This window comes from Sphingobacterium rhinopitheci (assembly GCF_022627575.1).
GTDB lineage: Bacteria > Bacteroidota > Bacteroidia > Sphingobacteriales > Sphingobacteriaceae > Sphingobacterium > Sphingobacterium rhinopitheci.
The window spans coordinates 57,329-78,408 of sequence record NZ_JADEYQ010000002.1; the positions used below are offsets into that span (position 1 = coordinate 57,329).

Genomic DNA, 21,080 nt, shown 5'->3' on the forward strand with positions numbered 1-21,080 from the left:
GATCAGTTAGGTTACATAGTCCAAGGACCGCGCATAGGTTGATTAATTAATCTATTAGCTCCTTCGTCATTAATAAATTCTTGTTTTGCAGAATCATAGTGTAACGTACGATTCAGACGTAATGCCGCTAAACCAAGATTAACTAATGTACAAGAATAATAACCGTTATCTTCATTTAAGGCGAATTTTTCACGTGTACGCACAGCTTCCACAAAATCTGTCATTTGTGGTGCCGGGTCAGGATATTGCGCTAATTTTCTTTCCAAATCAGGAATATCAGACTTAAATCCACGATATAATTTACCTTTAGGTCCTTCTATATATGCTTTACCTACTTCGGTACCTTCGCCATCTAAAATAATTTGACAGCCATCAGCATAAGTATAAGTAATTTTGCGCCAAACACCTACTGCATCAGAGTGTTGCTGAGGAGCGTCTACCTCTATTTTCACAGGGCTTTCGTTATCTTTACCTAAGAAATATTGTACAGGGTCTAAGTAATGTTGCCCCATATCACCTAAACCACCACCATCATAATCCCAATATCCACGGAACGTTGTATGTACACGATGCGAGTTGTATGGTTTCTCTGGCGCTGGACCTAGCCACATCTCATAATCTAATTCTTTTGGCACTTGCTCAATAGGTAGATTTTCTTTACCTACCCAATAGAATTTCCAATCAAAACCTGTGTGCTTACTAATAGTAACTTTCAAAGGCCATCCTAACATCCCCGTATCAACTACTTTTTTAATCTTCTTAACCGGTACATTCATACCATAAAAATTGGAATCGAAACGAAACCAAGTATTTAGTCTAAAGATATTTCCATTTTGCGCAACAGCTTCTTTCACTTTTTTACCTTCACCGATAGTTCTGGTCATTGGTTTTTCACACCAAATATCTTTACCGGCACGAGCGGCCTCTAAAGACATTAAACCATGCCAATGAGGAGGCGTAGCAATATGTACAATATCTACTTCAGGATTAGCAATTAAATCTCTAAAATCATGGTGTTCTTTTACTCCCCCACCTAAAGCTTTTTGTGCTAATGCCAAATGGCGTGTATCAACATCACAAATGGCAATAGTCTTGGTACCGGCATAATTAAAATGTCCTCTTCCCATTGACCCTACACCGATGACACCTTTTGTTAAGTGATCACTAGGAGCTAAAAATCCCTTACCAAGGACAAAACGAGGTACAATAGTAAATGCTGCAGCTCCAATCAATGATTTTTTTATAAAATCACGTCTTGAAGAATTTTGTTTTTCCATATCTTTATAATGATTTGCTTAGGTTTAAATCATGTAATAACTCATTATTACAATCCAAATATAAAAAAACAATCTTCTTTTTCTAGTAATAAAGCAATTATGTATCTTAGATTTTACCATTATTAAAAAACAAATTGTCGTCTATATATATTTTGCTTATCTTTGCTCCTCAAAATAAATAAATTACATAAAATGAAATCAATTGCTATTAGCGGTTCTGTAAGACAGAACGTAGGGAAAAGAGATGCAAAAGAATTACGTTACCAAGGTTTAGTACCTGCTGTACTTTACGGAAGCAACGAACAAACTCACCTTTCTGTATCCGCAGCTGATTTGAAAGCAGTTCTTTACACTCCAGAAGTTGTATTCGTAGAATTAAACATTGATGGAAAACAAGTAAAGGCTATCGTTCAAGACGCTCAATTCCACCCATTAACTGACGTTGTAAGACACATCGATTTCTTACAATTATCAGATGATAAAGAAGTATCTATGAATATTCCTATCAAATTGACAGGAACTTCACCAGGTGTTAAAATGGGGGGTAAATTAGTACAAAAATTACGTACACTTCGTATTAAAGCATTACCTGCGAACTTACCTCAAGAGGTAGAAGTTCCTATGGAATCTTTAGAAGTAGGTAAATCTTTCCGCGTACGTCAAGTAGTTTTAGATAACGCTAAAGTGTTAAACAATTCTGATGACACTATCGTTTCAGTAATCATGTCTCGTGCTTTACGTCAAGCAGAGCAAGAAGCTGCTAAAGCTGCTAAAGGTGGTAAGAAAAAATAATTTTTGTCTAAAGACAAAATTTGAGGCACCGTTTATCGGTGCCTTTTTTTATGCTATATACAATCATTTTTTCACTTTTGAGGTTTAACTTTTTACTTTTGTAGTATGAACTTTTTAATCATCGGCTTAGGCAACATAGGCAAGGAATACGAAGATACACGCCATAATATAGGATTTATGGTTGCCGACCAATTGGTAAAAGAAGCGGGAGCAACATGGTCTTTATTAAAGCATGCCTATTATTCGGAATTCAAACAACGAGGTCATAATGTATATGTCATCAAACCGACGACCTATATGAACTTGAGTGGAAAAGCCGTTAACTATTGGATGCAGCAGTTGAAAGTACCTATCGAGAATATAATGGTGATCGTCGACGACTTAGCTATACCATTTGGTTCACTACGCATCAAGCCAAAAGGTTCGGCAGCAGGGCATAATGGCCTTCGTTCCATAGAGGCTACTTGCGGCGGACAACAATACCCGAGGCTACGCTTTGGCATTGGAGATAATTATCCAAAAGGACGCCAAGTAGATTTTGTACTAGGTCCATTTGACAAAGAAGAGCAGAAAGATTTACCAGGGTTAATTGACCATTCGGTAAAAATGATTCAAAGCTTCATTAATATTGGGATCGAACTAACGATGACAAATCTAAACACTAAATAGACATCTATCATACAGAGCAAAAGGCTACTCCTCGGGTAGCCTTTTGCTATTGCTTCACAATTTTTTAAGTTAAAGATATTTTCTATCTTTATAAAAAAACCAGTTATGACATCCCTATTTATAAATATTGGAGTAATGGAAATGTTGATTCTATTGATCATTTTGACTCCTACCGTAATATTACCGATTTATTGTATGTTCGATTTATTCAAAAGGGATTTTTCGAAAGATAAAAATCAACGGATTCTTTTAATTCTATTGTTGTTATTAGCACCATTTATAGGTTCACTTATCTACTTATTGGCTTTACGCAAAGATTACCCTGTAAAACATGATAATTAATATGTGCATTATACTTTAAAAATCTGTTGTTTGTTCACCATCCCACACTTCATTCTTAAAAATAGAGAATGAATTATTATAATCTACACCATCTAATAAATTTCCACGAAATACGAGTTGCATATTATTTTTCAATGTACTGGATAAATTAATTGTGCGTAATATTCCATCTTTATTGTAAACTTGAACAACATAAGATAAAGGCACTATATCATTTTTTATTCCCAAAAACTGATTAAAAACAAGTTGCTTATTGGCTGAAAAATCCGCAATACTTTCTATCGATGATTGGTCCAAAATAGGATTAGCCAATTCGTTATTAAATGGGGCATAGAAAAAAGGATCATGTTGTTGATCTATTACAATCTTTGTTACTTGATCTAAGCCTCTAACATCGGTAAACTCTATTTTTACCTGACTAAAAAAGCGCGTTAATTCAATATTCTCGGATTGAACAGCTGCAACGACCAGCTCTCCTGTATAGCCGAAAATATCAGCTTTGGAATTCGAGAACAGATTACTTACATAGAAGGATGCTAAGGTTGGATTGGCTGGAAACAGAAGCTCTGTATTTGACGTATTTGTAATAAAACAAACCTGGTATGCACCCACCGGAATTGCTAAATCCAATACATCATCTCCATTCATTTCACTAACACCGGAAATAACAACATCAGCTTTATCCATATTAAAGAGAAAATAATATATTTTATCAATAGCGTTACTTCCTTGGGAAACAGGCGCTATACCTGTCAAGTGGAAATTATCCATCCTTAATACACCAGAATTCTCATTAAAAGTACTGCTGTTTCCTCTGTCGCCAGCCTTTGGAATTAGTTTCACCCAAAACTCTTCAGTACCAAAATCTATGTCTCTCAAATCATATGAGTACGTATTCTTCTGGTTTGCGGTATTGGTATTACCAAATTGATTATTGAAGGCTAACGTAGGGTAAGACAGCCCATTATCAATAGAATAATATAATTCAAAATCCTTGGGTCCCGTTCCCGGGCTTCCAAGATCAAAGCCTAAGCTTGTAACTTCCAGTACATCTTTTATAGGCATTTTTATGATTATTTCCTTTGCTCCAGCAAAAGTTAATGCTCTACCAGCGGCAAAATTTTCGAAGGAATATGTAGAATTGACAAAGGTATTGGGGATTTCACCATTATTATAAGAAATAGAAGGAATTAACTGATTATTGAATTTAATATCGGGCAGTAAATTGTCGTTATTGAAAGACCAATAATATAGGTAGCCTTCAGAATAATTTTGGTTATTATCAGTTGTTGCTAATTTGGTATTATTTTTTGAAGCACCTAATAGTGGGGATATTTGATTCGTAAAACCGGAGAACTTAAAACTTACGGCATGTACCTCTTCATTTTGATCATTAATGCCATCAACTTTCTTACAGGAAATACTTAAGAAAACAATGATAAAAATTAAAAGTCTAGAAAAAATATTTTGGAGACTATTCATATTTATGAGGTTATTTGAAATATCTTAGGTTAGCGAAATCGCTAACCTAAGATACAAAATTTAACTCACAATTAATATTATTTCTAGAATAAACTATTTAGCTATTTTTAATTCTTCCCAATCGCCATTAACTCTAACCCTTAAGTGCTTATTATCACCACCACTAATAGCATAATCAACCACCTTACCATCTTTCCATTTCATATCTACAGTGTATCCACCTCTAGCTTTTAGACCTTTCACTTCACCATCTTTCCATACAGTGGGCAATGCGGGCAATAAATGAATATAACCATCATGACTTTGCAAGAGCATCTCTGCTATACCAGCTGAGCCACCAAAATTACCATCTATTTGAAAAGGAGGATGTGCACAGAATAAATTCGGATAGGTCCCTGCCCCAACACCATTATATGTTTCCGCATCTTTGAATGCAGGCTTCATCAGTTGACGTAATATTTCGAGCGCATGATCACCATCATGCAAGCGTGCCCAAAATAAAATCTTCCATGCTCTAGACCATCCCGTACCTTCATCGCCACGCACTAGCAATGTTTTCTTTGCTGCTTCTGCCCATTCTGGCGTAGTAATCGGGGAGATAAAAGCTGCTGGATATAAACCATATAAATGCGACACATGACGATGCTGAGGTTCAATCTCTTTATAATCTTCCATCCATTCCATCACTCTACCAGATTCACTAATCACTACTGCAGGAGGAATAACTGATAGATTGGAACGTAAAACTTGGGCAAATGAATCGTTCATATTTAGGATCGAATCAGCGGCTATCACCGCCTGATAAAGCTCTCTAACGATTTGATTATCAATTGTAGGCCCCATTACCACAGAAGCAGTCTTTCCATTGGCCATTTTAAAACCATTCTCAGGAGAAACAGATGGTGAGGTTACATAAGTACGTGTCTTAGGATCAAATACCAAAGTAGACTTATAAAACTGAGCAGCGCCTTTCAGCACAGGATATATATCCTTCAAATATTGCTGATCCTTTGTAAAAAGATAATGTTCCCAAAGGTGATTACAAAGCCAGCCCGATGCCGTACTAGATCCCCAGGATGCATTCTCCCCAGGAGCCGAATATCCCCATACATTAGTCATCATGTACACTACCCAACCTGGTGCATTGTAATATGCCTTAGCCGTTTTTTGCCCTTCCTTAGCAATACGCTTTATCAAATTAATAAACGGAACATGGTATTCGGAAAGGTTACTGACTTCGACTCCCCAATGGTTCATCTGTGCATTTACATTGAGGTGATAATCACCATTCCAAGGTGTTTGAATCTGGTGCGCCCATAATCCTTGAAGATTTGGAGGTAGCGCGACATCCGAATTTCGTGCCGTACTAGCTATCGTCAAATAACGACCAAATTGATAATATAACGTTGCTAAAGCATTATCTTGACTCGGATCTTGATAAAAGCTCTTGATACGTACATCGGTAGGAACATTACTTTTATCTTCGGCATCCACTATATTCAACTGTACACGATCAAATACTTCTTTATATTTAATTAAGTGCTTCTTTTTAAGTACATCATACTTCCATTTAGCGCTATTATTCAAATTATTAGCTGCCGTCTGTACAGGATCAGTACCGTAATAGCTCGTGGACGCAGTAAAATAAATAATCGCTTCATTAGCATTCTTTACGATAAGCTCATTATCGTGATTCATCATAGTTCCACCTTTAGTGACCACTTTGATCTTAGCCGCAAATGAAATACCATCAGCACCAATACCATTGGGCAAAACTCCTTGAATAAGAATCTCATTCCCTACAATTTTATAATTTTTAATATTTTCCTCTCTATAAAAATGAAGCGCAAAATTAATAGCAGACTTCTTATCGGCGCCTAGTTTTATAACACCGACATTTTGATCTTGGGAAGTAAAATACTCTCTCTGATAATTGATACCATCAGCGGTAAATGTAGTAGTAGCAATTGCTGAGGCAAGGTCCAATGTTCTTTTATACTTAGAAACCTCTCCTATCTCATTGTGCAAAATATTAAGAAAGCCAAAATTTTGGAAACTGCCGTACGGTACTTGAGCACCATTACCATACCCCGATCCTTTACCTGAGGTAACAAAATTCTTGTTAACGAGATTTTCAGCTTCATCATTTTTCCCTGCTAACAGTAGATCTTGAATTTGCTTAACACTCTTATACGCATCATAATTATTGGGATCCTCAGGACCACCAGACCACATAGAAATCTCATTCAAGACAATACTTTCATCCTTTGGATTGCCATTAGGCATCATGCCTATCCAGCCATTGCCTAGAGGCACCATCTCTTCCCATCGTTTGGCAGGTTTGTCGTACCACATCATTAGATTTTGTGCTTTACTGTGTACAGCGGCAAAAATCAACAAGCATACAAAAATATTTTTCATGCAGGTATTATTTATTATAAAGACCTATTTCAGCTACCGTCACATTTTTACCGATCACCTCAGTAGCAACAAGTTTCATAAACTTAGCTTTTACGGGTTGAGAAAAATCTACAGTTTGTTCGATAGGATTAGCTTTAATATTAGCGAATTCACCTATTTGAATGGTGCTCCAATCTTTGCCATTATCACTAGTTAATATTTCGTATTTCAAAATTGTACCTTCCATATTTCCATCTTGACGAGGTAGGTAACTCAAAGCTTGAATAGGCCTATTTAATTGAAACGACATTTCTTTACTATTATCTGGTAATACCACAAAAGTATTGATATCTCCATCTAACGCAGCATTGACAACAGGACTGAAGCTATAATCCTTCTTTTTTAACTTTGTATAATTTGTTTTATCATCATCAAAAGAAAAAGGCTCATCAAACTCCTTGAACAATCCAAAGTCACTCAATGTAGGTACGACAGGAGCAAATAAATTGACGCGCAAACGTTGTGCTTTTACGGGCTTTTCCAATTTTATCAATCGATTAGCCCCGATAGATGTCGCGGAGGCCAATTTTGTCCATTTACCATCATTATAAACTTCGACTTGTACACTATCCAATCGTTGGCCTAATTTAATATTTTCACGTAAACGAATAATATCAAACTCTTTCTCTCCTTTTAGCTTAATCTCAATCGAAGGATTCAATATAGCATCTGCAGGAGCATAATAGGAATACCTGTCTGCATCAAATATATTTGCCACATCAAACTCACTACTGTTGCTACGTTTGCTTGAAGCTACAGCTGTGGCACCGTTGGCCATATTATTGGCAAAAGTATATTTTACTTTCTTACCAAAATACTCTAAAGACTTAACATCATTGGGATGTAAATACCCCTCAGGCATAGGCGCTAATCCTAAATTCATATTAGCGCCACGCCCCACAGACTTCATATAGATTTCAAACAATTGATTTGGAGTCTTTACTTTGGCATCTTGATTCTTGTGGTAAAACCACCCTGGTCGTTGCGGAACATCACATTCTGCAGGGATCCATAGCTCGCCATTGCGATCACCCGTAGGAAGATTCTTAGCATCTGTTGCCCCAGGCATCGCCTGTTTACCATTGTGCCCGATTGGCGTAATAGTAGCCCAAGAAGTCTCTGCCGCAAAACCATGTTCATTGCCGACCCAACGCATATCCGGTCCTATATCCGAAAATATTGACGCCATGGGTTGCAATTGACGCACAATAGGCCATGTTTTCTCAAACCATTCGTAATATGTAGTTTGATCGATAACACGTTTTTCATTCTTTCCACCATAATAACCGTCTCCCCCATTGGCACCATCATGCCAAGAGGCAAATAAGGTTCCGTAGTTTGACATCAATTCTTTCAGCTGCTCTCTATATGCGTCCGTATAATCGCTGGTTCCATATCGCGTATCATTACGATCCCAAGCAGATAGATAAACCCCAAACTCCATACCATTGGCATGTGAAGCTTCCATAAAATCCTTTACCATATCTCCTTTACCATTTTTCCATGGCGAGCTGGCTACGCTATATGTGGTAGTAGCAGTCGGCCAAAGGCAAAAACCATCATGATGCTTAGCGACGGATATCAATCCTTTAAATCCAGCTGAAGCTGCTGCTTGAGCGATTTGATTCGCATCAAATTGTGAAGGATTAAATATTTTAGCGTCAGCATCACCATATCCCCATTCTTTATCTTGAAAAGTAGTGGGAGTATAATGTATAAGACAATACGTTTCCATCTCATGCCATTTCAATTGACGTTCAGATGGGATAACTCCATAGGGCTTAGGAGCTATATTTTGAGCTATACTTAATAAAGGGGATAATCCTAATAGAATTAAGCCAAGGTTAGTTTTCATAACAATACATTTGGTTGTAAATCAAAGATAATAATAATAGACATCTATATGTTATACATATGGTTTATTTTTAAGTAATAAAACCGTTATATATGGTTATAAATACCCTTATCCAAAACCACATCAACTCATTCAACCGATTGACTAACACGACAATTCATATTGACATAAAAAACTCTACAATTTTTATCGACATTTCATTCAACAATATTTAACTTTACCACAGTTATGAAAAAAAATCAATCTAAAATCATCAGAGAACAAGCTCCTCGATCAGCTACAAGGGAGCATTCTGTACCATTATATTTGACATCGAGTTTTATATTTGATAGCGCAGAGCAAGGTAGAGCAATATTTGCGGAAGAGGAAGAAGGTATGGTTTATTCTAGATATGCCAATCCAAATACTACTGAATTTATTGATCGTGTATGTACATTAGAGAAGGCAGAAGCAGGCTTAGCATTTTCATCAGGCATGGCAGCAGTATTTGCTTCATTTGCAGCATTCATCGAAAGCGGTGACCATATCGTATCTAGCCGAGCTATTTTTGGCTCTACCCATCAATTGTTGACGCAGTTATTTCCACGTTGGGGTGTAACACATAGCTATGTAGATACCGCAAATATCGAAGATTGGGAAAATGCTATTCAACCAAATACAAAGATTATATTTTTAGAATCCCCCTCTAATCCAGGATTAGAGTTATATGATTTAGAGAAATTGGGCCAATTAAAGGCAAAATATCCAAATATCATCTTCTCCATAGACAATTGCTTTGCTACACCATATTTACAGCAACCATTGAAATATGGTTTTGATTTATCTATCCACTCGGCGACGAAATACATGGATGGCCAAGGTCGTGTATTAGGTGGTGTGGTAGTAGGTAATGAAGAATTATTAAATAAAATGATGTTCTTTATACGCCACACAGGCCCCGCTATGTCCCCATTCAATGCTTGGGTAATCTCTAAAAGCTTAGAAACGCTAGGTCTTCGTATGGATAGACATTGTTCCAATGCACTAGCATTAGCAACAGAATTGGAAAAAAATGCAGAAATAGCAGATGTTAAGTATCCATTCTTACCTTCACATCCGCAATTTGAGTTAGCTAAAAAGCAAATGAAGGCAGGTGGAGGAATCGTAACCTTTGAAGTAAAAGGAGGTAAAGAAAGAGCATTCCAATTTATTGATGCCTTGCAAATGATAAAATACACATCCAATTTGGGTGATTCACGTACCATTGCAACTCACCCTGCCACTACGACCCACGCTAAATTGACAGAAGATCAACGCATACATTTGGGCATCCGTCCAGGCACCATCCGCTTATCTGTAGGCTTAGAGGATCAAGAAGACATTATAAATGATATATTACAGGCATTAGAACAAACAAAATAGCTTGATAATTGTAGTTAATTTTAAGAAAACATAACGCTTAAAATAACTAGGATGAAAAAATTAGCTGTAGGACTATTCTATTTTATTATTGCTTTTTGTGTTGCATATGGTCTATATTCAATACTAAAAAGTAAAGGTGATTACAGCTTAATTATTCTCGGATTATTGGTTTTATTTATAGCATTATCTTGTATATCATTATACTTTTTAAAAAAGAAAGACGATACATTTTTCTAAATAAAGAAATAACATAAATACTATAGCCATTAGCATTATCTATGTTAGTGGCTATTTTATAAAGGAATAGATCAGTTACTAGGATTTTACCCCTTTCAAAAAATAGGTTTCATTGGGATATACCTATAAGCGCAGCGATGCTAATTTCTAGCATTAAATGGTAAACTACCAAAAGCACAGTACTATAACAAAAGCGATAATTAAAAATATAAGAATTAATAATCGAACTGTATTTTTGTCGCTAGGCTCCATAAAAAAAGCAGTTAAAAGAAGACTTCTTTTAACTGCTTTTTTTATGATGTTTAAGTAATATACGATTAATTTGTTTTAGCAAAATTAAACAGTAAATAGCCTGTTTTTCCATCATTTAATGGGATAGGCATTTTCATATCTAATCTACTATCATCAGCATAAGAAAGTTCTAATCTATAGCCTGATGTTACGTTGCTCGCCTTATCACCTGCATATATTTTTTTAAATTGAAATTCAGGGTTACCTCCCATATTTCCAGGATTGTAAATAGACCATACAATAGTTCTTACCGCACCGTTAGCACATAAAGTACCCGAAGAATTGAACGTAATCGATCCTCTATGATTTCCACCTGGAAGATTCCACACACTTCCTATAAAACAATCTACAGGAGCTTCATCGAATATATTTTTTATAACATACGACTGAGGGATATCTTGACGTTCTACAGACTGTAGTACCCATGTTCCTTTTACGCCAGCTTTCCATTGAGAAGCCGTAGGTCCAGTAGCACTTGTCGAAGTAGAGGAATTAGCAGGCGAAGACCCCTTTTTCTGAGCTCCGCATGAAGTAACTAACAATACAACAGTCAATATTGATACAATAGTTAGAATGTGTTTTCGCATAGTATTATAAATTATAAAAGTTCATTTTAGTTATCTTTGCAAGATAGCAAATCTTATTAAATCATGAATGCCAAAAATCATACCATAAGTAAAATTGTTGCAAAAACATTTTTACGTTTATTAATAATCACATTAGCCTTTTCAGTTTATTTATTTTTTTCAGATAAAAATATGAATATGACACTTCATTTTACAAATGAATGGGTCCTAATTTTTCCACTTTTATTATTTTTAACTGTTTTCACCTTATTAATCTACGTACTGAAAAATAAATATGCACTAATTGAATTAAACTGGTTATTCTCACTAGCTACAGCATTTTTTTGCATTTACTTGATCCTGTTGTACACAAGAATCTACGAAACATTATAGATAATTAATTACTTTTGTTTCTGCACAATAGGATATATGTCTAAACTAAATTTTTTAAATATTGCTAAAAATGCCTTTAAAGTTATTGTGACTTTAGCAGCGTTATATTGGCTATCGCGCAACCTTCATTTCGAAGAGTTTAAACAATCTATTATCAATGCTAACTTTTGGTACCTATTTTTGGCACTATTAAGCTATATCACTTCACAAGTAGTCGCTTCTTCACGCCTAAATAGTTTTTTCAAAACAATCCATCTTAAATTGTCTGAAAGCTACAACCTAAAGCTTTATTGGTTAGGCTTGTTGTACAATTTTTTCCTACCTGGTGGTGTTGGTGGAGATGCGTATAAAGTATATTTTCTAAAGAAGAAATATGGCTTTAAAACAAGACAGCTATTGAGTGCTGTATTTTTTGACCGCTTAAGTGGATTGTGGGCCTTAGCAATTTTTTCATGCGCATTTATAGTATTCATGCCCCGCTTTGCCATTCCTAACGAAATAACGATTCTATTAGCTTTCGTTGGTACAGCAGCTTACCTCTATATATTGTATTTATTTTTTCGCCCTTTTGCCAAGCGTTTTATACAGACACATGTTAAAGCATTGGGCGTACAGGGTTTTCAGATTCTCACCGCTATCCTTATTTTATTAGCATTAAATCACAATGATAAATTTTCACCCCATCTATTAATATTTCTCATATCCTCTATCACAGCGATCATTCCTTCTGTAGGAGGTGCGTTGGGCGTGCGTGATTCGGCAGCTATAGCATTAGGGAAATACCTTCAGGTAGATTTCCAATTGGCAGCAACAATAAGTTTAATATTTTATTTCATTTCACTTATCACCTCACTCCCTGGATTATATTTCACACTAAAACCCTCAGGCCTTGGTGAAGATAAATTACCATCAGCTAAAGAAGTAGAGAAAGAAATTATTGACGACAAAATAAACGAAAACGAATAATGGCAAATATTATTATTACTGGCGCGAGTAGCGGAATAGGTTTTGAAACTGTTCTAGACCTTACAGCAAATAAAGAAAACAATGTAATCGCATTAGCACGTTCAGCGGATAAATTGAGACGTCTGCACGAAATAGCGAAAGACCTCAATTTTGATGGAGGACAATTATATCCTGCACAGTTTGATATTGTTTACGACAACTATACGGATTCCTTAATTCCCTTTATAAAATCTAAATTCGATAAAGTCGATATTCTGATCAATAATGCTGGTGCATTAATTAATAAGCCATTTTTAGAAACCAGTACCGAAGAGTTCGCTTCAATGCTTCAAACCAATATATTGGGGCATGTCAACATGATCAAACATATCGTTCCATTAATGTCTGAAGGTGCACATATTGTAAATATTGGTAGCATGGGCGGTGTCCAAGGATCGGTTAAGTTTTCAGGACTTAGTGCTTATTCGGCAAGTAAAGGTGCTTTAGCTATACTTACAGAAGTTTTAGCAGAAGAATTTAAAGTTAAAGGCATAAAAGTAAACTGCTTAGCCCTAGGCTCATCGCAAACGGAAATGTTTGAAGAAGCATTCCCTGACGCACAAGCAGGCACCTTGGCTTTCGAAATGGGCAGATATGTAGCCGAATTTGCACAAACTGGCGCTAAATTTTACAATGGTAAAATTTTACCAGTAGCAAATACTACTCCTTAATAGCAATCAAAAAATCATTAAAAAAGGATTTACTAGTAGTAAATCCTTTTTTTTTTTTAGGGTATAAATAGGACATTATAACCCATTAATCCATTCCGCAACATCTGTCATCACTTGCGGATTCATTGTTTCTTGTATATCCATATATTCAGATACCTGTCCTGTTGTAGCTTTTTGAAATAGATGATTCAATCCTTTATACTCTTTGAGTACCGTTTTAGAATTCTTTGGTAATAGATTATATAAACTTTTAAGATTTTGCGTTGAAGGTACTTGCACGTCCAAGGTACCAAATGCTGCAAACACAGGAACCTTTATCTGCGCAATGTATCGTTCTGGCTCTATACGCATAAAATAACGATATGCGGGGGCCAGCATGGTCAATAGTTCTCTTTCCATCTGCTTATTGCTATTACCAATATTTGCCATAGACATATTTTGCAGCAATTGCTGATAGGCATCCTGCGTATTCAAATCACTCTTTACGATAGCAAAATTACGTGTATTAATGGTTCGAGCCTTAATTAAATCTTGTTCCGTCATTCCCGAAGCTTTACCTACAGCATACAATTGCTCTACCATCAATTGATCAATAGAAAATGAAGGCCCAGCCAAAGAAACTATAAATGCCAAATCAGGCAAATGCTGCCCCGCTAACAGCTCAGCGATCAAACCACCTTCACTGTGGCCAATAATACCTACTTTGGCCTTATCTACTTGTGGTAGTTTTTTTAGATAATCAAAAGCCGAAATAGCATCTTTACTAAAATTTTCTATTGTACTATTCGAAAAATCTCCCGTACTCTGTCCTACACCACGATCGTCAACACGCAAAACGACAATACCATGGCGTGTAAGATAATCAGCTAATACTTTGAAAGGCTTGTGACCAAACAATTCTTCGTCTCTATTTTGTGGTCCGGAACCTGTCAATAAAAGTACAGCAGGGTATTTACCTTTTTTTGAAGGGTATGTCAGTGTTCCTGCCAACTCAATATTGTCATAACTATTCTTTATCTTAACATCTATCGTATCATAATCGTATGGAGGAAGTACTTCTTGGGTACGCACCAACACTTTATTACTCTCTTTATCTTCAGCTTTGTGAAGTTTCATCTCTGCCTCAAAAGCGCCTTGCTTGAAGTGTCCGTCAATTATATTACTCTTTCGTACACCATTGTAGGCTAGTCCTATAGCATTCACACGAATAGCGATAGAATCCCCCTTAATGGAAACTGTTGATATAGGAAATTTAGCATTACTTTGTGCTGGACTTTGCATAAATCCCTCCCATTTATCCCCAGTCTTTATTAGTTCAAAAACTAAAGGAAGCTGCTGACCTTGAATATCCAAACTACCCTTCCATACACCATCAAAAGTTTGAGCACTAGAAGTACAGGCTTGCATTAAAAGCAGCAACAATAAGTAAATACCTTTCATAGGCTAAATAATATTAAAATGAAACAATGTAAATACAATTTCCAGTCCAAAAACAATAAGTAAAATCCAAATACTATCCATTTTTGTTTTTGAATTTATTACAAATCGAAGTCCTGTAATAAAGAAGTAAAAGAAATACACTATAAATGAGATACACAAAAAACCAAAAATCGTGAGTACCGTTCGATCAAAATTTGTCAAAGTAGCCAACATAAAATCATCATCCAAAATAGCCATCTCCACTTTTAACAAGGTATTTTTAACTATAAATGGCTCTATTAAAATTAATAGTAATGCGTAAATAATGATTCTACTAATTAATACAACATTGAAAATATCAATCAGCCTAAAGTTCGATTTTTTGAGGTAACTAAAGATATAGCATCCCAATGTAAGTAATACAATAGCTATTCCATTATTATAAAAGCTTAAGGCCAAATTAGTGTTCCTTCCGGATTTAATACCAATTAAACCTTCAAAATGACACTTTGAATAAAATACGAACACACTACTGGCAAGATATGCTAGCAAACCAATAATCAATAATTTAGTAGAAGAAATCTCTTCAAATGGGTTGATTAGTAATTTGGCAAGCTTAATGTTCATTCGTATTAACAAAATATTTTGATAAGATTAATTCTACTTCTTTCGGTTGCTGTGTACCTATTAAAATTTGTTTTCCATCTTTCAATACCAATTGAATGCCATACTTCCCTTTTGTCGTATAGGCGATCCCTTTCTTACTAATTCTATAGCCCCAACCGCCATAATCCATTAAGCTGTATTGAACGATATGAGCAGATTCTAGACTGTCCCAATTCCATTTCTTTTGCAATACAAATGGAAAAAATTTCACAGCTATTCCATCATCATCAATAGCGACTTTCAATCGAACCAAAATTAAACTGAGCAGTACCGCTAAAAATATCCAAAAACTAACGCCAAATTCAACAGAATGCTTAATTTGATAATTCTCATACACGTCGTAAAATTCGACACCAAACAGAATAATAAGCAAAATAATCAGCCAATTACTCATAAAATTCTGACTTTCATTATATTTCTTCATCACTTATCTTTTTTACTTTAGCTATAAGATCATCTAGTTTATTTCGTACTGTAGGATAGCTTTTATTCAAAATATTAGCCATCTCCTTCAAGCTTCCTGAATTCAATAAAAATTGGATAATAAATTCTTGTTCATCAGCATCCAGTTGATTGTATACAGGAACCTTATAAGATCCTATTACTTCTGTCTTACATTGCTGGCAACTCAATTTTATAACTTCAAGTTGTGTATCACAGCTAGGGCAACGCACAGGTAATTTCATATAAAAACAAACATTATTGAATTAAATATAACTATTATTAATAACACAATTAACATTATTCAAAATAATATTTTTAAAATAGCATTTAAGGCAAATTAGTATATTTGCATTTTTAAATGTTATGAAAAAAATCTTTGGGTATATCCTAACACCGATATTTTACATCTGCTTCGGCCTTTGTTTGATTATATTTCATCCTATTCAATGGTTAGCCTTAAAATTAGGAGGATACGGTGCGCATAAAAAAACAGTCGATATTCTTAACTTCTTGTTGACATATAGCTATTATACTTTAGGAAATACAATAACATTTATTGACAATAAAAAACTGCCTCTAGATAGGCCTATCATCTTTGTTGCTAATCATCAAAGTACATTTGATATCCCTCCATTGATTTATTTTTTGAGACGTTTTCATGGAAAATTTATTTCTAAAATAGAATTAGCGAAAGCGGGTATTCCGAGCATCTCCTTTAATTTGAAACATGGTGGAGCGGCCAATATTGACCGTAAAGACACAAAGCAGTCTATTGCGGAGATTTTAAAGCTTGCGAATAACATGAAGGAACACAATTGGTCAGCTTTTATATTTCCCGAAGGCACAAGAACCAAAACCGGTAAAATGAAAGCATTTTCTATCGGTGGAATTGCGACTCTTGTAAAAAAGAATCCTAATGCATTGATTGTTCCTATTGCCATAAAAGGATCCTACGAAATGGTTCAATATGGCTCTTATCCGTTAAATACATGCATCGACATGAGCTGGGAAGTTATGGAGCCACTTAATACTGAAGGATTAACATTAGAAGAAATCGTCAAATTGGCGGAAACTACGATACGTGCAAAGGTAGAAGGTTAATTAACATTTCTACCTTTCCAATCATATTTACCTATATTGCCGGCAACGCCTATATATACAATATAAACAGTATGTATGATAGATAGTATAGGTACATACCACAATAAAGAAGTACGATTTACAAAGCTGGTAACAGGTATCATAAATATAAATTCTACCATTATCTTCAATACAAAAGCCACCAAAAGCAACCAGTTAAACTGTGGCAATAATAGGATAAAACCTAATAGAGATAGAATCAATGCAAGGTTAAATAACCAAATACTAACGCCCAAAGCAACAACTTTCTTGTCTTTATATTTTGTACTCTTGGAAGCCCAACGCTTGCGTTGACTAATAAAAGATTTCAAATCAGGCTTAGCATCTGTGTACACAATTGCTTCTCTAGATTTACAAAAACCTATTTTATGAGGATACTTTTCCGCTACTTTGTGTAAGAATAATTCATCATCACCAGATGCTAAATTATCAATACCATTGAACCCACCAAGCTCAAAGAATAACGATTTACGGTAGGCTAAATTAGCACCATTACAAGTTGTAGGAGATCTATTCCCTATACCTGCAGCTCCTAAGCCGATCAAATAGAGAAATTCTAACGTTTGTAATTCTTCGAAACGGTTTTTTTCTTCTGAATAAGATACTGGCGAAGAAACCATATAACTATCATTTTCTTCAAAATAACTAATTACGGTCTTCAACCAATTATTACCCATCCTACAATCGGCATCCGTAGATACAATGATATCACCCGAAGCCATTTCTATCGCCTTGGTAATAGCATATTTCTTGTAGGAATTCAAGGCATCACCAACATCCAGCTGTAATAACCTAACCCCCCTATCCGCGTAGGAAGAGATTATGGCTGCTGTATTATCTGTGGAATGATCATCAACAATAATAAGCTCAAGCTTATCCTGAGGGAAATTTTGATTTATAATAGCATCTATTGTTCTGGCTATATTATCTTCTTCATTTCGTGCGGCAATAATAACCGAAACAGCAGTATTGACCTTCCTTTCTTTGGAGAAATAAGGTATTACTGACCACCCTTTGCGCATATACAATACAATCAATGTATAAATTAGCGCAAAAAATACAAGTATAAAATTAAGTATTACTATCACCTAAATAATTAACGTTCAACACAAAAAAAGACCCTATCAACGCGGGCAATATTAAGTTCACAAACCATACACAAGAAACTATCGCCATGACAGCAATCTCTTGTGTCGTAATATAAGCATATAAATTACTCGCTACGAAGCTTCGAACACTAAAGTCAAAGATATCCAAGGTCGGTAAAGCCGCTTGCACAAAGAAAAGAATAAATATCATTAGTACCATCGCTACGAGCGAAATATCAGGTAATATGATAACCATCAAGATAATATATTGCGTAGTAAATATTATAAAGCGAAATAAAGATAATACTAAAACATAGCGCAATTCCCTTTGACTTACCTCAAGCAAAACGCCAAAAAAAGGCTTTATCCGAGCTAAAAACTTAAACTTACCTACCCAATAATCTACCCAATGAACATTAAAATATAATACGACAAACGCAAGAGCGTAGATAATAGCGATCATCCAAATCCCAAAATTGATGGCCACAGGAGTATCCAAAAATGTAGTGACAAACCAAGCTATGCTCAAGGCACCAAAAAAACTCGTAAGCACCAACTGTGCAAATAGGCCTACCCCCATCAATACAGCACCTTTAGCGCGATTATCACTCTTCAACAGCATAATCCGTCCGCCATATTCACCAATTCTATTGGGCGTAAATATTGCCCATGTCAAACCACAGAAAACAGACTTGGTAGCGGTCCAAAAGCTGAGCTTCTGTAATGATCGTGTCAAATATTGCCACTTAACAATTTCCAAAGCCCAATTAGCAAACATCATTAGAACAACAATAATCAAGGCATAATTCAGCACATTATCATCTAACCCATTAACAAGCTTAGTGAATGCAGCAAGATTTTTCTGATTATGAACTTTGGTATAAACAAACCATAGGGCTAATCCAACTATGGTAAGTTTAATGATTATATTAAGATATTTCTTTTGATTTTTTGTCAACACTATTTGTTTTAATCACAATTTTAAGAATATTTCCCTGAAATCGATACAAATAAGAAAAAACAGTACCAATTAAATATGTAATTTTGGGCATGCAGAAGGAAAAGGCAAAAGAGAGGATCATTTTAGGCATTGACCCAGGTACAGTTGTAATGGGGTATGGAATCATCAAGGAAGTCGGTAAAAAGATTTCCTTGGAGACTTTAGGGGTCATCAAAATGGGTCACCTCGATGATCATGGTCTTAAATTGCAACGCATTTTCAAGAAAACATTAGCACTAATAGAAGAATATAAACCTGACTGTGTCGCTCTAGAAGCACCTTTTTACGGAAAAAATATTCAGGTGATGCTCAAATTGGGTCGCGCCCAAGGCGTAGCGATGGCTGCAGCATTAAGCAGAGATATTCCTATTCACGAATATGCGCCGCGCAAAATAAAACAATCTGTGACGGGCAATGGAAATGCCAGCAAAGAACAAGTTGCTGCGATGCTTCAAAGTTTGTTAGGCTTTAAAGAAACCCCCGAATTTCTGGATGCTACAGATGGATTAGCCGTAGCTGTTTGTCACTCTTTCCAACAAAACACAAGCGTTGGAAACAAAAGTTATTCTACTTGGTCAGCATTTGTAAAAGACAATGAAAAAAGAGTACGCTAGAGCTGTACCTGACGAATTACATTCTTAACATTCAGTTCCACAATATCAGGCATACTTTTACAGTTATAATAATTGTTGTCGTTATAAGACTTAGCATAACCATCTCTAAGCTGCATAATATTCTCAAGGGTGGATAACTCTTGTCCACGAGAAGCATCACGCAAATCTTTTATGCGGTGCCTTTCGCTTCGTACACGATGAACGATGGAAGAGCGTTCTTCTTGTTGGTACTGTTGTACAGTTTTATCCGTTAGGTAATCCATACACAATTTTACAAAAGGGAAATTCTCCTTAAAAAACTGCGGTCTATATACGCGAGGATTGCCTTCAAAAAATTGTTGATCAAAATCTATGGCTCTAATGCGAAATTGAAAATCATCAAAATCTGGGGTAATTTGCATCACATAATTATAGGCACGCATATCCCCCAACAAGGAGATAGCACATCTTTCATTAAATTTAACAAACTCCTTGGCAATACGGGTCAAATTATAATCAGGATTTCCTAAACGGGTTTTGCTGAATGTATCTCCAGGAATCCCTACTATATGTTCCTCAATTAATGTATTACCGTCATATACATAATTGACTTGATTTGGGGACAATATTTCTTCTAATTCTAAACCATATATCCGCGAAGCATCTGCTTGCTTAATATAGAAATAATCATACACGTCATTCAATCTATTAATGATACGAATACGGAATGGCTTTGTATTACCAAAAGCACAATATTCAATTCTATCAATTATTTTATGTTGTACAATACGTGTATTACCAGAAGCTTTGAGAATAGCATAAATAATTTTGAGCCCATCATACAATTGATCTTGCACATATGGAGGATACAATGGTGTTTCCCAATGGGTATCATTCCCAAATTTGTCCATTACAGGAACGGTTTCTTGAAAATTCAGCAGATCAGCATAATTAATGGGTAATCGTGCGTCCCTTTGGTACATTTTCAAATACTTAGCTAATCCAGTACTAACAGAAAAAATAGGCTTTTTTCTTGATATTTTTACATCATCGATCTCCATTGCCATTCACCTTTGCTACTATTTACAAAAAGTAAAAGTATTCATTTTATATTGAATATATAAATATCGTAAAATAGTTTTCCTTTTTTTTAGAAAATAAAAAAAGAAAATGAATATTAGTTGCTATTTTTGTAAAATATAAATAAAAGAAAAAATAATAACTTGTATATTTAGGTTGTATTTGAAGTTTTGAATCTCTTTTAAGGTCACAACTACACTATATGGACC

General features: G+C 35.3%; 20 protein-coding genes. 8 read left to right on the forward strand and 12 right to left on the reverse strand.

Going from position 1 to position 21,080, the window contains the following annotated elements; all coding sequences use genetic code 11:
- Positions 1 to 11 precede the first annotated feature (11 nt).
- Entirely contained in the window at positions 12 to 1,277 is a 1,266-nt protein-coding gene (locus IP023_RS03070; RefSeq protein WP_241788783.1) for a Gfo/Idh/MocA family oxidoreductase, read from the reverse strand.
- A gap of 192 nt (positions 1,278 to 1,469) precedes the next feature.
- On the opposite strand from IP023_RS03070, the gene IP023_RS03075 reads away from it, so the two are divergent.
- The 3 genes from IP023_RS03075 to IP023_RS03085 all read left to right on the forward strand — a co-directional run bounded on the left by IP023_RS03075 (position 1,470) and on the right by IP023_RS03085 (position 3,080).
- On the forward strand, positions 1,470 to 2,069 hold the full coding sequence (locus IP023_RS03075; RefSeq protein WP_241788784.1) for a 50S ribosomal protein L25/general stress protein Ctc: 600 nt from the start codon (positions 1,470 to 1,472) through the stop codon (positions 2,067 to 2,069).
- A gap of 105 nt (positions 2,070 to 2,174) precedes the next feature.
- Positions 2,175 to 2,738, forward strand: coding sequence for an aminoacyl-tRNA hydrolase (pth, locus tag IP023_RS03080; RefSeq protein ID WP_241788785.1), 564 nt, complete (start codon positions 2,175 to 2,177; stop codon positions 2,736 to 2,738).
- A gap of 105 nt (positions 2,739 to 2,843) precedes the next feature.
- The gene (locus IP023_RS03085) at positions 2,844 to 3,080 is read left to right on the forward strand and encodes a PLDc N-terminal domain-containing protein (protein ID WP_241788786.1); all 237 of its coding nucleotides are present in this window, start codon (positions 2,844 to 2,846) and stop codon (positions 3,078 to 3,080) included.
- A gap of 15 nt (positions 3,081 to 3,095) precedes the next feature.
- On the opposite strand, the gene IP023_RS03090 is transcribed toward IP023_RS03085, so the two are convergent.
- The 3 genes from IP023_RS03090 to IP023_RS03100 form a co-directional block, all read right to left on the reverse strand.
- A complete protein-coding gene (locus tag IP023_RS03090; RefSeq protein WP_241788787.1) occupies positions 3,096 to 4,562 on the reverse strand; it encodes a hypothetical protein in 1,467 nt (488 codons plus the stop codon).
- A gap of 93 nt (positions 4,563 to 4,655) precedes the next feature.
- Positions 4,656 to 6,983: a glycoside hydrolase family 95 protein gene (locus IP023_RS03095; RefSeq protein ID WP_241788788.1), complete on the reverse strand. Its 2,328-nt coding sequence runs from the start codon at positions 6,981 to 6,983 to the stop codon at positions 4,656 to 4,658.
- A gap of 7 nt (positions 6,984 to 6,990) precedes the next feature.
- A complete protein-coding gene (locus tag IP023_RS03100; RefSeq protein WP_241788789.1) occupies positions 6,991 to 8,877 on the reverse strand; it encodes an alpha-L-fucosidase in 1,887 nt (628 codons plus the stop codon).
- Positions 8,878 to 9,105: 228 nt separating this feature from the next.
- Between IP023_RS03100 and IP023_RS03105 the strand changes: the two genes are divergently transcribed.
- Positions 9,106 to 10,278 carry a trans-sulfuration enzyme family protein gene (locus IP023_RS03105; protein WP_241788790.1) on the forward strand — a complete coding sequence of 391 codons (1,173 nt, stop codon included), beginning with the start codon at positions 9,106 to 9,108 and terminating at the stop codon, positions 10,276 to 10,278.
- A 554-nt stretch (positions 10,279 to 10,832) separates the two neighbouring features.
- Here IP023_RS03105 and IP023_RS03110 read toward each other — a convergent pair.
- The gene (locus tag IP023_RS03110; protein WP_241788791.1) at positions 10,833 to 11,393 is read right to left on the reverse strand and encodes a hypothetical protein; all 561 of its coding nucleotides are present in this window, start codon (positions 11,391 to 11,393) and stop codon (positions 10,833 to 10,835) included.
- A 408-nt stretch (positions 11,394 to 11,801) separates the two neighbouring features.
- Between IP023_RS03110 and IP023_RS03115 the strand changes: the two genes are divergently transcribed.
- Together IP023_RS03115 and IP023_RS03120 are read left to right on the forward strand one after the other, a co-directional pair.
- On the forward strand, positions 11,802 to 12,731 hold the full coding sequence (locus IP023_RS03115; RefSeq protein WP_241788792.1) for a lysylphosphatidylglycerol synthase transmembrane domain-containing protein: 930 nt from the start codon (positions 11,802 to 11,804) through the stop codon (positions 12,729 to 12,731).
- The gene (locus tag IP023_RS03120) at positions 12,731 to 13,441 is read left to right on the forward strand and encodes an SDR family NAD(P)-dependent oxidoreductase (protein ID WP_241788793.1); all 711 of its coding nucleotides are present in this window, start codon (positions 12,731 to 12,733) and stop codon (positions 13,439 to 13,441) included. Before IP023_RS03115 ends, IP023_RS03120 begins: the two co-directional genes overlap by 1 nt.
- Positions 13,442 to 13,516: 75 nt before the next feature.
- On the opposite strand, the gene IP023_RS03125 is transcribed toward IP023_RS03120, so the two are convergent.
- The 4 genes from IP023_RS03125 to IP023_RS03140 are packed head-to-tail and all read right to left on the reverse strand — an operon-like array spanning position 13,517 to position 16,212.
- Positions 13,517 to 14,881 carry an alpha/beta hydrolase family protein gene (locus IP023_RS03125; protein WP_241788794.1) on the reverse strand — a complete coding sequence of 455 codons (1,365 nt, stop codon included), beginning with the start codon at positions 14,879 to 14,881 and terminating at the stop codon, positions 13,517 to 13,519.
- A 3-nt stretch (positions 14,882 to 14,884) separates the two neighbouring features.
- Positions 14,885 to 15,487, reverse strand: coding sequence for a hypothetical protein (locus IP023_RS03130; RefSeq protein ID WP_241788795.1), 603 nt, complete (start codon positions 15,485 to 15,487; stop codon positions 14,885 to 14,887).
- On the reverse strand, positions 15,477 to 15,950 hold the full coding sequence (locus IP023_RS03135; RefSeq protein ID WP_241788796.1) for a hypothetical protein: 474 nt from the start codon (positions 15,948 to 15,950) through the stop codon (positions 15,477 to 15,479). The genes IP023_RS03130 and IP023_RS03135 overlap by 11 nt, the downstream gene beginning before the upstream one ends.
- On the reverse strand, positions 15,937 to 16,212 hold the full coding sequence (locus IP023_RS03140; RefSeq protein ID WP_241788797.1) for a DUF2089 family protein: 276 nt from the start codon (positions 16,210 to 16,212) through the stop codon (positions 15,937 to 15,939). The genes IP023_RS03135 and IP023_RS03140 overlap by 14 nt, the downstream gene beginning before the upstream one ends.
- A gap of 121 nt (positions 16,213 to 16,333) precedes the next feature.
- Between IP023_RS03140 and IP023_RS03145 the strand changes: the two genes are divergently transcribed.
- Complete coding sequence (locus IP023_RS03145) at positions 16,334 to 17,071, forward strand: lysophospholipid acyltransferase family protein (RefSeq protein WP_241788798.1); 738 nt, start codon at positions 16,334 to 16,336, stop codon at positions 17,069 to 17,071.
- Here the strand turns inward: IP023_RS03145 and IP023_RS03150 are convergent.
- The gene (locus IP023_RS03150) at positions 17,068 to 18,132 is read right to left on the reverse strand and encodes a glycosyltransferase family 2 protein (RefSeq protein ID WP_241788799.1); all 1,065 of its coding nucleotides are present in this window, start codon (positions 18,130 to 18,132) and stop codon (positions 17,068 to 17,070) included. The two genes, IP023_RS03145 and IP023_RS03150, sit on opposite strands and share 4 nt — an antisense overlap.
- Positions 18,133 to 18,181: 49 nt before the next feature.
- The gene (locus IP023_RS03155; protein ID WP_241788800.1) at positions 18,182 to 19,156 is read right to left on the reverse strand and encodes a flippase-like domain-containing protein; all 975 of its coding nucleotides are present in this window, start codon (positions 19,154 to 19,156) and stop codon (positions 18,182 to 18,184) included.
- A 92-nt stretch (positions 19,157 to 19,248) separates the two neighbouring features.
- On the opposite strand from IP023_RS03155, the gene ruvC reads away from it, so the two are divergent.
- Positions 19,249 to 19,812 carry a crossover junction endodeoxyribonuclease RuvC gene (ruvC, locus tag IP023_RS03160; protein ID WP_241789125.1) on the forward strand — a complete coding sequence of 188 codons (564 nt, stop codon included), beginning with the start codon at positions 19,249 to 19,251 and terminating at the stop codon, positions 19,810 to 19,812.
- On the opposite strand, the gene IP023_RS03165 is transcribed toward ruvC, so the two are convergent.
- On the reverse strand, positions 19,809 to 20,852 hold the full coding sequence (locus IP023_RS03165) for a hypothetical protein (protein WP_394801844.1): 1,044 nt from the start codon (positions 20,850 to 20,852) through the stop codon (positions 19,809 to 19,811). The genes ruvC and IP023_RS03165 overlap by 4 nt on opposite strands.
- Positions 20,853 to 21,080 lie beyond the last annotated feature (228 nt).